This window comes from Saccharopolyspora sp. NPDC050642 (assembly GCF_040654735.1).
GTDB classification, from domain to species: domain Bacteria; phylum Actinomycetota; class Actinomycetes; order Mycobacteriales; family Pseudonocardiaceae; genus Saccharopolyspora; species Saccharopolyspora elongata.
In genome coordinates, this window is the sequence record NZ_JBFAIN010000001.1 from 664,033 (window position 1) to 677,994 (window position 13,962).

Annotated in this window: 14 protein-coding genes; 9 read left to right on the forward strand and 5 right to left on the reverse strand. The window is 72.0% G+C overall.

Annotated elements, in window-relative coordinates:
* The first annotated feature begins 123 nt into the window (after positions 1 to 123).
* The 5 genes from AB0H93_RS03120 (at position 124) to mycP (ending at position 3,746) form a co-directional block, all read left to right on the forward strand.
* Positions 124 to 432, forward strand: coding sequence for a hypothetical protein (locus AB0H93_RS03120; protein ID WP_358566521.1), 309 nt, complete (start codon positions 124 to 126; stop codon positions 430 to 432).
* A gap of 30 nt (positions 433 to 462) precedes the next feature.
* A complete protein-coding gene (locus AB0H93_RS03125) occupies positions 463 to 1,521 on the forward strand; it encodes a hypothetical protein (RefSeq protein ID WP_358566524.1) in 1,059 nt (352 codons plus the stop codon).
* Positions 1,518 to 2,036 (forward strand): hypothetical protein, encoded by a 519-nt coding sequence (locus tag AB0H93_RS03130; RefSeq protein ID WP_358566527.1) that lies wholly within the window; start codon positions 1,518 to 1,520, stop codon positions 2,034 to 2,036. The genes AB0H93_RS03125 and AB0H93_RS03130 overlap by 4 nt, the downstream gene beginning before the upstream one ends.
* Complete coding sequence (locus tag AB0H93_RS03135; protein ID WP_358566530.1) at positions 2,017 to 2,403, forward strand: YbaB/EbfC family nucleoid-associated protein; 387 nt, start codon at positions 2,017 to 2,019, stop codon at positions 2,401 to 2,403. Before AB0H93_RS03130 ends, AB0H93_RS03135 begins: the two co-directional genes overlap by 20 nt.
* Before the next feature lie 62 nt (positions 2,404 to 2,465).
* Positions 2,466 to 3,746 (forward strand): type VII secretion-associated serine protease mycosin, encoded by a 1,281-nt coding sequence (mycP, locus tag AB0H93_RS03140; protein WP_358566533.1) that lies wholly within the window; start codon positions 2,466 to 2,468, stop codon positions 3,744 to 3,746.
* A gap of 19 nt (positions 3,747 to 3,765) precedes the next feature.
* On the opposite strand, the gene AB0H93_RS03145 is transcribed toward mycP, so the two are convergent.
* From AB0H93_RS03145 to AB0H93_RS03155, 3 genes are all read right to left on the reverse strand, one after another.
* A complete protein-coding gene (locus tag AB0H93_RS03145; protein ID WP_358566894.1) occupies positions 3,766 to 4,362 on the reverse strand; it encodes a DUF4360 domain-containing protein in 597 nt (198 codons plus the stop codon).
* Between the two features lie 263 nt (positions 4,363 to 4,625).
* Positions 4,626 to 4,922, reverse strand: a complete 297-nt coding sequence (locus tag AB0H93_RS03150; RefSeq protein WP_358566536.1) for a hypothetical protein — start codon at positions 4,920 to 4,922, stop codon at positions 4,626 to 4,628.
* Positions 4,923 to 4,934: 12 nt separating this feature from the next.
* Positions 4,935 to 5,270 (reverse strand): hypothetical protein, encoded by a 336-nt coding sequence (locus AB0H93_RS03155; protein ID WP_358566539.1) that lies wholly within the window; start codon positions 5,268 to 5,270, stop codon positions 4,935 to 4,937.
* Between the two features lie 128 nt (positions 5,271 to 5,398).
* Here AB0H93_RS03155 and eccCa point away from each other — a divergent pair, with 128 nt between their 5' ends.
* The 3 genes from eccCa (at position 5,399) to AB0H93_RS03170 (ending at position 11,116) form a co-directional block, all read left to right on the forward strand.
* Positions 5,399 to 9,361, forward strand: coding sequence for a type VII secretion protein EccCa (gene eccCa / locus AB0H93_RS03160; protein WP_358566542.1), 3,963 nt, complete (start codon positions 5,399 to 5,401; stop codon positions 9,359 to 9,361).
* Between the two features lie 163 nt (positions 9,362 to 9,524).
* The gene (locus AB0H93_RS03165; RefSeq protein ID WP_358566545.1) at positions 9,525 to 9,938 is read left to right on the forward strand and encodes a hypothetical protein; all 414 of its coding nucleotides are present in this window, start codon (positions 9,525 to 9,527) and stop codon (positions 9,936 to 9,938) included.
* 11 nt (positions 9,939 to 9,949) lie between these two features.
* Positions 9,950 to 11,116 (forward strand): hypothetical protein, encoded by a 1,167-nt coding sequence (locus tag AB0H93_RS03170; protein WP_358566548.1) that lies wholly within the window; start codon positions 9,950 to 9,952, stop codon positions 11,114 to 11,116.
* Between the two features lie 180 nt (positions 11,117 to 11,296).
* Here the strand turns inward: AB0H93_RS03170 and AB0H93_RS03175 are convergent, their stop codons facing one another.
* Positions 11,297 to 11,527: a hypothetical protein gene (locus AB0H93_RS03175; RefSeq protein WP_358566551.1), complete on the reverse strand. Its 231-nt coding sequence runs from the start codon at positions 11,525 to 11,527 to the stop codon at positions 11,297 to 11,299.
* A 39-nt stretch (positions 11,528 to 11,566) separates the two neighbouring features.
* On the opposite strand from AB0H93_RS03175, the gene AB0H93_RS03180 reads away from it, so the two are divergent.
* Positions 11,567 to 12,262: a hypothetical protein gene (locus tag AB0H93_RS03180; RefSeq protein ID WP_358566554.1), complete on the forward strand. Its 696-nt coding sequence runs from the start codon at positions 11,567 to 11,569 to the stop codon at positions 12,260 to 12,262.
* 259 nt (positions 12,263 to 12,521) lie between these two features.
* Here the strand turns inward: AB0H93_RS03180 and eccB are convergent, their stop codons facing one another.
* Positions 12,522 to 13,961 (reverse strand): type VII secretion protein EccB, encoded by a 1,440-nt coding sequence (eccB, locus tag AB0H93_RS03185; protein ID WP_358566557.1) that lies wholly within the window; start codon positions 13,959 to 13,961, stop codon positions 12,522 to 12,524.
* Between the last annotated feature and the right edge of the window lies 1 nt (position 13,962).

The following is a 13,962-nucleotide window of genomic DNA, read 5'->3' on the forward strand; positions in this document are numbered from 1 at the left end:
CGCGCACGGCGGTGATGGCAGCAAGGTGTCATCCGGTCCTCGCCCGCCATCTCCGCGCCTACCGTTGGTCCGGATCCGGGCTGGAACGAGACTTCGGGGTGGGGCGTGACCTGGGAACTCAACATGCGACTCGAAGCGACCGACACCGAGATCGTGCAGATCCAGTCGCTCCTGAGCGATACCAGCAGCACCTGGCTCCGGCTTCGGCCGGTGACCGTCAACAACGAGGAAGGCATCGGGCAGGGCAGGCTGGCGCAGGCGTTCCGGCCGACCTACGTCCCGGCGGCAGAGCAGGTCCGCACCCTCGCCGACGGCGTGCTCGACAAGCTGGAGATGACCACCCACGCGGGCCGCGTCGCCGTTCAGGCGTACCGGGAGGCCGAGATCGCCGCGAGCCAGACCATCGAGGGCGGAATTCCCGGCATCCGCTGAATCCGTCCACACGCGACACTGGGAAGTGCTGTGCCTGTTTCGGAACCCTCCGGGGAATTGTGGTCCAAGGTCAAGCCGCTCACCGAGTGGCCGGACACCAACGAGGACATGGTGGGCGCGATCTACTTCGCGCTGCTGGATTCCGCCGCGGCGTTCGCGGGGCTCAACGAGGCGGGTCTCGAGGCGGTCTGGGAGGCCTGGCAGGACCCGGCGGGCGGCCAGTTCGTCAGCGTGCTGACCTGGGAGATCAAGCTGGGCGTCGGCGCCGCCGGTCAGATGGTGCAGCTCGGCGGGCTCGCCGGCGCGTTCGCCGCCGACGTCAAGAACGCGAAGCAGTACATCCAGAACATCATCGCGCTCAACACCGTCCCGTACGAGGCCGCCGGGGCCGTCCCGTTCATCGGCGACGACGCCCAGGAGCGGATCGTGAAGCAGGTCGCGTCGTGGATCAACAACCACCTCAACGGCCTGCTGGACGGGATCGCCAACCGCCGGAACGTGGACCACGGCGCGATCGTCGCGGAGCTCGGCGAGGGCCGCAACCTGCTGGAGAGGGGCCAGGACCTGCTGACGGACAACGCCGAACTCATCAACAAGGTGTCCGATGTGGTGGGTGACATCAGCACCACGCTCGGCCTGGCCTCCGACGTGGCCGGGGTCGTCCCGCATCCCATCGCGGAGGGACTCAGCGAGGCATTGGGGAACGCGTCGCTGGGCACCGGCGTCGTGGCGCTGGGCGGCCACACGCTGGCGGACAAGGCCGGCGCCGATGTCGCCGAGGAGACGCTGAACTGGGACCGGCAGGCGGTCATCTTCGGCGCGTCCGGCGTGCCGAACGGCACCACCTTCGTCGTCGGGGAGCAGATCGGGGCGGAGTTGGCCACTCCCGACGAGGGCCCACCGACGTACTTCAACGACCTGCAGTCGTACTGGGTGCCGGAGAATCCCTTGCAGGGCGCGCTCAGCGGAACACCGCTGCGCATCCTCGTCCCGTTCGCCAACGCGGCCGGGGACGGGATCGCGGCGGACAACGAGAGCCAGGGCGCGCGCGACGAAACCAGGGCACGGGACCGGGTGGGGGCGCGATGACTCCGGCCGTTCAATCCCGGGCATCGGATTCCGTCCGGATCGAGTTGCCCGAGGGCTTCGAATCGATGCCGCTGCCACCGGGCGCCGCCGTGCAGGGCGCGAGCATCCTCGGCAGGTTCACCGCCGGCGATCCGCCGGTCTCGCTGGCGCTTGCCGTCGGCGTCGCCCCGCTGGCCGCGATGCCGCTGCCCGCGGTGGCGATCGCCAGCAGCCTCGTCGTGCCCTACCGGCGGCGGCACCCGGCGGCCCAGGTCGGCGTCGCGATGCTGGCCAACGGGCCGGCTCTGGTGGCCCTGCACGCCGGGGAGTACCGCCTGCCGCCGGAGGGAGCGCGGGAGGAGCTGTTCCTGCCGCGGATCAGGGCGGAAGTGCAAGTGCCGGACGGGAATCGGTTGGTCGTCGTCTCGGTCGCGGGTGCCGGGCAGGACGACTGGCCCGCGGTCATCGCCGAGGCCACCCGCCTCGCCGGCAGCGTCGAGAAGGGACGGGGAACGCGTGCAGAACGGGACCGATGACCACGACCTCGGCGAGATGCGGGAGACCTACGAGCGCCTCGCCGACGGGATCCGGAAGTTCCGGGACGAGCTGACCGCCATGCGGGTCACCGCCGACTCCGCCGACGGCCTCGTCTCGGCGACGGTGAGCGGCCGCGGCGAACTCGTCGAGCTGCACATCGATCCGCGGGTCTTCCGCGCCCCCGATTCGCGGCGGTTGGCCGAGCAGATCATGGGGACCATCCGGTTCGCGACCGGTTGCGCGCGCGAGGACGTGTTCGAGCTCGCCAAGCCGTTCCTGCCCTCGGATGCCGAAATCGACCGCACCGACGTCGATTTCGACCCCGCGCTGCACCAACTGGACCGCGCGCTGGGCCGCACCCGCTGAGCTCGTGGCCTGTTGCGGCCACGAGCAGCGATGCGGCCCGCACCGGGAAGACCATGGTGGAGATGAGACGACATCGAGTGCTGCTCGCCGCGGTGCTTGCCGCGACGGCGCTTCAGATCACCGGCGGCGCCGTCGCGGACGCCGCTCCCCCGCCCGGGGCCTGCCACGACCCGGAGCCCGCGCGCCCGCAGGTGCGGGAGCAGCCGTGGGCCCAGCAGGTCCTCGACCCGGAGCGCGCATGGCCGCACAGCCGGGGCTCCGGGGTGCTGGTCGCGGTCGTCGACTCCGGCGTCGACGCCGACCACCCGCAGCTTCGCCGGCCGGGAAAGGTGTTGCCGGGCCGCGACTTCTACCTGACGGGCGCGTTGCCGGGCGCGTTCGACTGCGTCTCCCACGGCACCGGGGTGGCCGGGATCATCGCCGCCGACCAGGTGCCCGGCGTCGGCTTCCACGGGGTCGCGCCGGACGCGGCGATCCTGCCGGTGCGGATCAGCGACCGGGACGTCGGCGATCGCGGCGAGTCGCTGCGGATCGACCCGCAGGTCGTGGCGAACGGCATCCGCTACGCCGCGGACCAGGGCGCGAAGGTGATCAACCTGTCCCTGGCCGGGCTGGACGACTACCCCGCCATCCGGGGCGCGGTCGCGTACGCGGTGGCCAAGGACGTGCTGGTGGTGGCCGCGGCCGGCAACGCGCAGCGGGACGCGAGCGCCGGACTGCCGTCCTACCCGGCCGCGTACGACGGCGTGCTCGGCGTCGGCGCCGTGGACATCGACGGCGCCCGGATGTCCGGTTCGCAGATCGGCCGGTACGTGGACCTCGTCGCGCCGGGCGAGAAGGTGCTCGCCACGACCAGGGTGGACGGTCACACCTACGTCGACGGCACCAGCTTCGCCACGCCGTTCGTGGCCGGGACCGCGGCGCTGGTGCGCGCCGCCTGGCCCCGGCTCACCGCGCCCGAGGTCGCCCAGCGGCTGATGGCCACCGCCAGCCCGGCCCGCGGCGGCGCGACCGGCGACGGCTACGGGGCCGGCCTGGTCGATCCGTACCGGGCGGTGACGGACGGGCTCGACCTCGACAGCCCGGCGGCGCTGCCCGCGCACGTCCCGCAGCCACCGGATCAGGCGCGGCTCGACCGGATCGCGTGGGAACAGGGCACGGCGGACGCGGCGAAGTGGCTGACCATCGCCGCGGCCGGGGTGGTCGTGCTGGCCGCGGCGATGGCGGTGGTCCTGCCGCGCGGGCGACGGCGCCGCTGGCGGGCGGGCCGGGCGCGCTCGCTGCCCGCCGAACCCGCCGCCGTCGAACCACCGGAGCAGATCTTCCTCATCGCCGATCGCTGAGGACCGGCGCCCGGACCCGCTACGGCTTCGGGCATTCCTTCCACTCGAAGTGGTAGGTGGTGTCGATGTTGCCGTCGGTGGAGTCCATCGACATGAAGCTCGTCTTCGACGGGTCCGAGGTGCCGGCGTCCACCCGCAATTCGGTGTTGATGTTGAAATTGCGCTGTTCGCCGCACGGCTTGTAGACGATCGCGCCGATCTCGGTGGAGTCGGTCACCTGCCAGTTGTCGCTCAGCGGGCCGGAGAACGGCGTCTGGAAACGGCCCGTCTCCGACATCCCCTGGAAGTAGTAGCTCGCCTTCTCCAGCCCGGTCGCCCCCGGTTCGAGGTGGGCGAAACCGCGGTAGTCGGCGCTGGCGATGCCGTAGGTGAATCCCTGCGGAATGTTGACGATCAGGTTGAGCTGGCAGTTCTTGCGGAAAGCGGTGGGATCCGCGCCCGGGCCCACCTTGGCCAGGTAGTCGCTGTAGCTCACGGTGAACGAGGTGTTGTCCGGGGACACCGCGACCGCGGCGGTTCCCGCCGGGCACCCCGATCCGTTCACCGTCGCCACATCGATGGTGATCTTGCCGGTGGGCGGCGGAACGTCGTCGTGGTAGCCCGCCGGGGAGAACATGGTCAAAGCCGTCAAAGCGGCAGCAGAAAGAGCAGCGAACATGGCGAACGCCCTTCATGGAAAGCGAACAGACAAAACTTCACTGCTGTGAATGCGATGAGAGTAGCGGCGGGGCCGGTCGGCGCACGCCTGCTGAACGGTCTAAAACCGCCGGGTCCCGAAAACTGTTAATGCGCGGGGTAAATCGGGACGCGGTGCTTCCCGCCGCGAACACCGGATGCCCGGCGCGGTGTCGCGCCGGGCATCCGGTGATGACGAAATGTCTAGATGTTGGTGACGATGTTGATGCCTTGCCGCAGGGTCTGGTTGCCGATGTCGCCGACGTTGCCGTAGGCGTTGCCCTCCGCGGTCAGGCCCTCCTGCCAGTACCCGGTTTCCTTCTGGCGCAGCTGGTAGGACTGCGACATCTGCTGGTGGGCCTCGTCGAAGTGGTTGATGTTCATCGCTTGCTGGACCTGCCCGTCGAAGTAGTCCCCGATCTGGGCCGCCGTCTTCTGGGCATCGGACATCGCCGTGTCCATCATGTCGAAGACGATCTTGAATTCCCCGCCGGTCGACATTCGCTATTCCCTTCAGGTCGGGTTGATGACGCTCGAGGTGCCGTAGTCCGGCGCGGCGAGCACGCTCTGGGCGGCGTCCTGGCCGCCCTGGTACACGGACAGCAACTGGTTGTTGTTGTCGACCAGGAGCTGGTTGTGGTCCGCGACCTTCCGCCACTGGTCGTCGCGGTTCTGACCGACCGAGAAGGCCGCGGCCTGCGGCGACCCCAGCAGTCCACCCTGGACCGTCTCGCTGTTGCGCTGGCTGTGGGCCACGCTCGCGCCGTTCTGGTCGCGCTGGCTGTTCTCCGTCAGGGAGACCAGGTGCTGCATCGCCCCGTAATCGATGTGGGCCTGGTTGGAAACCATCCACCCCTCCTCTGCTCGGCGTGCGGTTCCGATGCCGAAGCTAGAGCGCGGAACTCCTCCCGCGCCCGGCGCGGCACGTTCCTGCCATCGCCCGCGCCCACCGCCGCCGATCGCGAACCATCACGGTCATGGCGACAGTCGTGGTGAAGAGGCCGGCCCGCAGGCCGGCGCCGGAGATGCCCGCCGGCGAGCTGGTGCTGCAGGCGCCGCCGGAGATCCCGCCGCCGCCCGCCCGGCAGTGGACGCAGGTGTTCATGGTCCTGCCCATGGTGGCGATGACGGCGGGCATGATGCTGATGTTCTCCGGTTCGCTGGGCGGTTCCATCCGCTTCGTCATGTACGGGCTGATGGGCGTGGCGATGCTCGGCATGGTCGTCATGGGCTTCCTGCAGAGCGGCGGCCCGAGCAAGCGCGAGATGGGCCACGCCCGGCGCAAGTACCTGCGGCACCTCGCCCAGCACCGGCTGCGGTTCCGGCGGTCGGTGCGCGGGCAGCGCGCGGCGATGGAGTACCTGCACCCGGATCCGGCCTCGCTGTGGTCGGTGGCGGCGAGCTACCGGTTGTGGGAGCGGCGCAAGGACGACGCGGATTTCGGTGTCGCCCGGATCGGCAGCGGCGCGCAACGCCCGACCGTCACGCTGGTCGCGCCCGACACCAAACCGCTGGAGGAACTCGAACCGCTGTCCGCGCTGGCGCTGCGCAGGTTCCTCACCACGTTCTCCACAGTGGATCGATTGCCGGTCGCGATCGCGGTCAACGGTTTCAGCCGGATCTACCTGCGCGGCGACCGCGCCGCGGCGCTGGGTGCGCTGCGCGCGATGCTCGCGCAGCTGGCCACCTCGCACTCGCCGGACGACCTGCGGATCGCGGTGTGCGTGGGCGAAGACCGCCGCCCGGACTGGGACTGGATCAAGTGGCTGCCGCACGCGCTGCACCCGGAACGCACCGACGCCGTCGGGCCGGTTCGCCTGGTGGCCCAGGAGATTCCGGCGCTGGAATCGATGCTGGAGGAGGAGCTCGCCAAGCGGCCGCGCTTCGATCCGGAGGCCGGGGCGGGCATCCCGGGCCCGCACCTGGTGGTGGTGCTCGACGGCGGCTCCGTCGCCGGTTCCGATCACCTGATGACCGGCGGCGGCGTGGAAGGCGTGACCGTGGTGAACCTGACCACCGCGCCGCCGCGGGCGCTGGACCGGAGCGCGGTGGTGCTGGACGTGGCCGCCGACGGCGAGCTGGGCAGCGAGACGATGGACGGTGCCGCATCGGTCGGCCGGGCGGACTCGCTCGGCGCGGCCGCGGCCGAGGGCCTGGCCCGGCAGCTGGCCCCGCTGCGGCTGACCACCGGCGTGCGCGGCGAGGAGCCGATGACCAACGAGCTGGGCTTGGCCGACCTGCTGGAGCTGGGCGACCCGTACGAGCTCGACCCGGCCGAGACCTGGGCGCCGCGGCCGAACCGGGACCGGCTGCGGGTGAAGTTCGGCATCCGGGCCGACGGCGTTCCGATCGAGATCGACCTGAAGGAGTCGGCCCAGGACGGCATGGGCCCGCACGGCCTGCTGGTCGGCGCGACCGGCTCCGGCAAGTCGGAGCTGCTGCGCACCCTCGTGCTGGCGCTGGCCGTCACCCACCCGCCGAACTCGCTGAACTTCGCGCTGGTCGACTTCAAGGGCGGCGCCACCTTCGCCCGGCTGGACGCGTTGCCGCACACCAGCGCGGTGATCACCAACCTCGCCGAGGAACTGCACCTGGTCGACCGGATGACCGACGCGATCAACGGCGAGCTGATCCGCCGCCAGGAGCTGCTGCGCGCGGCGGGCGACTTCGCTTCCCTGCGCGACTACGAGAAGGCCCGCGCCGCCGGGGCCCCGCTGCCCGAGGTGCCGACGCTGCTGGTCATCTGCGACGAGTTCTCCGAACTGCTGTCGGCCAAACCGGAGTTCATCGACCTGTTCGTCCAAATAGGACGGGTCGGCCGCTCGCTCGGCGTGCACCTCCTGCTCGCTTCGCAGCGGCTGGACGAGGGCCGGTTACGCGGCCTGGAAACCCACCTGTCCTACCGGATCGGGCTGCGCACCTTCTCCGAGATGGAGAGCCGGGCGGTGCTCGGCGTGCCGGACGCCTTCCGGCTGCCGCGGGCTCCCGGGCACGGATTCCTCAAGGTCGGCACCGAGCCGATGGACCGGTTCCGCTCCGCCTACGTCTCCGGCGTCTACCAGAGCGCCGCCGGAACGGGCGTCGCCGCCGCCTTCGGCGAACGGCTGGCGCTGCACGAGTACACGACCACGTACCTCTCCCCGGAACCCGCTCTCGACGACGCGCCGGAGGAGCCGGAGGCCGACGAGGAGGTCGCCGTCGGCGAAACGCTGCTGGACGTCATGGTGGACCGACTGCAGGGCCGGGGCACGCCGGCGCACCAGGTGTGGCTGCCGCCGCTGTCCGATTCGCCGTCGCTGGACGCCGTGCTGCCGCCGCTGACCGCCGATCCGGTGCGCGGGTTGACCGCCGCCCCGGCGGGCACGCTCCGCCCGGTGCTGGGCATCGTGGACCGGCCGCTGGAGCAGCGGCGCGACCCGCTGGAGCTGGACCTGTCCGGCGCCGCCGGGCACGTGCTGGTGCTCGGTGCCCCGCAGACCGGCAAGAGCACCGCGCTGCGCACCCTGATCGCCAGTCTCGCGCTCACCCACACCCCGCGCGAAACCCAGTTCTACTGCCTGGACTTCGGCGGCGGCACGCTCGGCTCGCTCGCCGGCCTGCCGCACGTCGCGGGCGTGTCGGGACGCCTGGACACCGGCGCGGTCCGGCGCACCGTCGCCGAGGTGGCGACGCTGCTCGCCCAGCGCGAGCGGATGTTCGCCGAGCACCAGATCGACGGCATCGCCACCTACCGCCGGTTGCGCGCCGAGGGCCGGTTCGCCGACCACCCGCACGGCGACGTCTTCCTGGTGATCGACGGCTGGCAGACGCTGCGCAACGATTTCACCGACCTGGAGGAGGTCGTCGGCGACATCGCCGCCCGCGGCCTGTCCTACGGCGTGCACGTGGTGGCGTCCTGCGCCCGCTCCTTCGAGCTGCGGATGAACGTCCGGGACCTGTTCGCCAGCAGGCTGGAGCTGAAGATCGGCGACCCGATCGACTCGATCGTCGACCGGCGCGCCGCGATGAGCGTGCCCGCCGACTCGCCCGGGCGAGGTCTCGCGATGAGCGGGCACCAGATGCTGGTGGCGCTGCCCAGGATCGACGGGGCGAGCAGCGCAGGCGATCTGGCCGGCGGCATCGGCGCGCTGGTCGAGGCGGTCGGCGCGGCGTGGCCGGGCGAGCCCGCGCCGCCGGTGCGGCTGCTGCCGGGCGTGCTGCCCTACGCCGAACTGCCCGCCACCGACGAGCTCACCGGGGCCGAGGCGGGGCTCGCCGTCGGCATCCATGAGCGCGACCTCTCCCCGATGCGGCTGGACTTCACCGCCGACCCGCACTTCTTCCTGCTGGCCGACACCGAATCCGGCAAGACCTCGTTCCTGCGGGTGCTGGCCCGGCGGATCTGCCGGGCGTACTCGCCGAGCGAGGCGCGGATCGTGCTCGTCGACCACCGGCGCGGCCTGCTCGGCGAGATCGGCGACGAGCACCTGCTCGGCACCGGCACCAACGACGCGCACAGCCGCGGCCTGCTCGCCGAGGTGGCCGCCGAGCTGACCAAGCGGCTGCCGGGGCAGGACATCACGCCGGAACAGCTGCGGGCCCGGAACTGGTGGCAGGGACCGGAGATCTTCGTGCTCGTCGACGACTACGACATGGTGGCCACGCACCAGGAACACCCGCTGATGTCGCTGCTGCCGCTGGCGGCGCAGGGCGCCGACATCGGCCTGCACGTCGTGCTGGCCCGCCGCACCGGCGGGGCCGGGCGCGGGCTGTTCGAGCCGTTCCTGGCCCGGCTTCGGGAGGTCGGCGCGCCCGGCCTGATGATGTCCGGCGACCGGGACGAGGGCCCGCTGCTGGGCGGCATGCGCGCACAGGTGCTGCCGCCGGGCCGCGGCTGGCTGGTCGACCGCCGCGGGCAGAAGGACCAGGTCCAGATCGCCTGGCTCCCGCCGGGCTCGTAGCCGAAATGGCCGGTTGCTGTCGCGGCCCCCACCGCGACCGGCCGCCGTGCTTCGCTGAGCAGGGGGCAGGCGATGCGCGAAAACCCGTGGCAATCCAGCGGAACTGCCGGGCCGACCCGGACCGCAACCGCGCGACACCGCGCCGGACATCGAGGAGGGGCGTATGCCCGCAGCAGAGGTCAACGGCAACACCGAGGCGATGAGCGCGTTCTCCAGCCGGCTCACCGCTCCCCCGATGCCGCCGTCGCTCACGCGGCTGGGGACGCCGCCGAACCTGTCCGGCCTGTTCGAGGGGATCGCGATGTCCGTGCTGGACAAGGCCGCCACGGCGGCCATGGCCACGTACCTGACGAAGGTGACCGAGGACCTGGTGACCGACTCCGCGAAGGTCAAGGCGGCCGCGGCGACCTACAGCGCCGCCGACGTGACCAGCGCGCTCACGCTGACCGCCTCGGCCCTGAAGCTCGCGAACAAGGGGCTCGGCCTGCTGAAGCAGGCGGGCGGGACGTTCGGCCGGCAATCCGCCGCGAAGCCGGGTGACGAGCCCGGAACCGCCTCCCCGACCAGCGCCGCCTGAGGAGGGCATCCATGGCAATCCCCTACAACCTGCTGCCCATCGAGGCGCACATGGCGATGATCACCGCCGAGCAGGCGAACGTCGCCGTCCTCACCGACGCGGCGCGGATGTGGACCGAGGTCCGCGCCTGGATCGAAGAGGCCAGGGTGGAGCTGCACACCCGCGCGGGCGAGCTCGCTCCACATTGGAAGGACGACGCCGGGCGGGCGCACGAGGAGAAGGTCCAGCGGTCGCTGGCCGAGCTGACGATGTGGGCCGACCGGATCGACGCGGCCCAGCCGGTCGAGACGCTGACCACGCTGGCCGGCGCGATCCCGGAGGCCCTCGGGACCGTGACCGGCCTCTACGAGTCCTACATGCTCGCCATGTCCAACCCGCTCACCATGGGAATGGCCCCGGCGTTCCAGCAGGCGGCCGGCGCGCGGATGTCGGCCCTGGGGGCGCAGTTCGACATGTCGATGCTCAAGGTCGTCGCGGCCTCCGGGCTCCAGTCGCCGGGCGACGTGCTGCCCGCGCCGAAGGGCGGCCTCCCTGTTGTCGAAGGCTCCCCGGGCGAGTTCCTCAAGGCGGCGAACGCCGGGATGGACGTCCTGTCGGAACTGCAGAACCTGGCCTCGTCGATGACCGACGGCGCGACCGCACCGGACCTCTCCGGCGCGACCGGGCCGTCGCTGGCCGGGGCGACGCCCGTGACCGGCCCGGTCCCGAACGCGCACCTCGGCGCCGGGCTGCCGTCGGCGTCCGGCCCGCCGGTGCCGTCAGGTGGGCTGGGCTGGGCGGGCGCGGCGGGCGGAGCGGGCATGATGCCGCGGGCGAAGCCGGTAGCGGGCAAGCGGGCGCCCAGCCTGGCCGCCGAGGTGAAGCCGGGAACCGCCGCCGCGGCCGGGGCGAAACCGGTCGCGGGCGCTATGCCGCCGCCGATGATCCCGCCGTCCGCCGGCCCCGGCGCTACGGGCACGCTGCGCCCGGGCAGCGCCGAGCAGTCCACCGGCCGGACCGAGACCAAGCGCAGGCCGGCCGGAACCGACGGTGTGCCGGAGAGCCTGCGCGGCCGCTCCGGCGGCGACGCCGCCTTCCACCGGGCGAGCGGCCAACGCACCCGCGAGACCGACTCCGGCCCGGCCCGGCTGCTAGAAAGCGAGCTGTGGCAGGTGGATCCGCCCGCCACACGCCGATAACCGTTCTACTGGAATGAAATCCGCTCTCGACACGCCACAAGACCTGGTCACCGACCGGCGACCAGGTCTTGTGGCGTGACACCGGCGAGTTCTCCCTTGCTGGGCGAAGAGACGCTGCGACCGGGGCGATCCCCGCGCCCGGCGAACGCAATCGGCACGCCCAACGATCACGAGCGCGTTTCAGAACGGGCGCGGGCCCGAGTGAGTCGTCACCGCCTGGCGGGCGATTTCGCGCGAAATCACCAACGGTGCGGGGAACCGGGCGCGTTCAGAGTGGGCTTGCCCTCGATCGGCGGGTGCGGCGTCGAAGTCACCGTGCCATTTGGAGAGTTGCGGGCAGCCTGCGCGCACCGACCACGCGGTGACCTGTTCCCCCAGGTCCACGTTCCCCTGCCCGGCGAGCGACGACAAGACTGTTCCTCGGCTGCGAGGTCGGTGACACTGCTGGTCATGGGGACACTCGACGCTCACCACACGCCTGCTGGTCTTGCCCATCGGCTGGGGCATGTCCGCTGGATCGCCGGCGGCACGGGTGCGGGCAAGAGCACCATCACCCGGTTCCTTGCCGATCGGTTCGGCTTGGCCGTCTACGACGGTGACCGGGCCGAGCACGACTGGGTCACCCGGTGCACGCCCGATCGACACCCGTACCTGCACGCGACGCTGCGGCTCACACGCGAGCAGCGAAGCCTGCTCGCACCGGAGGACGGGTTCAACGGCATGGCCAGCCTGCACGGCGAGACGATCGGGTTCCTCGTCGAGGACCTGCTCGCCATGCCCACCGACCGGCCGGTCCTCGTGGATTACTTCGGTGCCACGCCGCGTGACCTCGCCCCGCTGTTGACCTGGCAGGAGCAGGCCGTTTTCCTCCTACCGACGCCGGAGTTCCGGCACCGCGTGCTGAGCGTCCGATTCGCCGACCCGGGCCGAGCCCGCGCCAACTGGGGCGACAGCGACCACGCCCGGGCGTTCGCCAACCGTCTTGCCCGCGACGAGTTGTGGGATGCCGAGCTTCGCCGGCAGGCAGCCGAGGCAGACCTGCCGGTGCTCGCCGTCGACGGCACCCGCGACGCAACCGACCTGGCCGATGAGCTTGCTCAGCGGTTCCGGCTCATCGACGAGCGGCCTGGCCACGAGCACGGCTGACACCGTCGTGCCTGCCGGCAACGGCCGCGACCTGCACGAGCCGCTGCCACAGCGTTTCGCGGGCACACTGCGATCGGGAGCCGCGATATCGCGGACGTGGACCAGGGTTTCCGGGGCGCTCGGAATCGTTGCCGGTGTTGGTGACCAGCCGATGGCCGCGAGCACGGGCAACAGCAACCCGAAGGACTCACGGCCTCGTTTCGTCCGCAGCCCGGACGATCCACCAGCGCTGCGCCGGTCGGCGTTCCCGTCCCAGGCGTCATCCGGCCGGGGCCTGCCGCATGGCGGCATTGGGGTCCAGGGCGGGGCCTTCCGGTAGGCGGGCCACCAGGCCCGCTGGCAGCCGCACCGGGCGGGCCGAGGCGTAGCCGAGCATCCGCAGCACCTCCGGTGTCGCCACCGGGTAGCGGCGTCCCATGTCCGTGACCACGGTCAGCGTGCCCGCCGGGGCCTGCTCCGACGGCATCGCCTCGACCACCGCGGCCCATCCCGGTGGGACGTGCACCCGGTCGGCCAGCGGCGTCCCGTGCGCGCTCCGGCGCGTGGTCGCCGTCATCGGATCAGCCGGCGGCAGCACCGGATCGACCACCAGCAGGGGCACCGCCCCGCCCTGGCCGAAGGTGGCGCACACCGTGGCCTCCCTGTCCCGCAGCCGAGGGACCGCCGGTCGCGTGGCGGGCGCCGAGCCCGCGGCTGCCACGGCCGGGTCGAGCCGCCGTGCCGTGGCCGCCAGCGACGGCGCCAGCTGCACTGCCTTCGGCTCCCCACCGGGGTAGGCGGCGAGCATCGTCTGCGCGTCCGCCAGCTGGATGTCGTGCTGCAGCTGGGTGATCGGGCGCAGCGCGTCCCGCTCCGCCAGGTAGTACTGCTGTCCACCGCCCGAGGTCTGCACCACCAGCAGCATCCCGACCCGGATGTCGGTCCGCCCCGGCACCGCCGCAGACGGTTCCCCGGCCTGCGCCACCGCGAGCGGCTCGATCGGCGCGCCTTCCGGCAGCACGTCCAGCCAGGCCTGCCCGACCCTCGCCCACGGCTCGGACGTCAGCGCGAGACCGGTGCCGACGACCGCGTCGTAGGCGTTGATCTGGTGCCGCCGGCCGCGCCAGATCAGGTAGCGCTCCCCCGTCGGCGCGAGCTCGACCAGCAGCGCCTGGTCGCCCAGCCCGGCGCCACCGGCCGGTTCGGCACCGGCCAGCAGCACCGACTCCTCGATCCTGCTGCCCGCCACGTCGCTGGCCGGCGCCGAGCACAGCGACCAGGAGCCGGTCAGCAGCCGGTCCGGGCCCGGCAGCGCGTCGGGCGCGCCCGGGATGCCGATGCGGGGTCCGCGGGGCACGTCGGCGAGGGAATTCCGGGAAACCTGCTGCGTGGCGCGGTGATCGCCGAGGAGCAGCAGCGCTGACGCGTAGTTGGCGACCGGGTACAGCCGGTCGTTCAGGTAGACGTACCGGGTGCCGGTCTCCTTCTCCACGATCACCGCGGCGTCCTTGCGCCAGGCGTTGTTGCCGCCCGGCACGATCATCCCGTACACGCCGACGCAGGCCAGCGACACGATGGCCAGCGCGATGCTCGCGAGCACCGCGCCCGTCGGCCTGCGGAACGGCGGCTGCTCGGGATCGGTTTCCCTGGTGACCAGGGCGGAAATCGCCCGCTGGACGAGGAACTGGTACGCCTGCAGCTGATCTCGCTTCGACGCCATG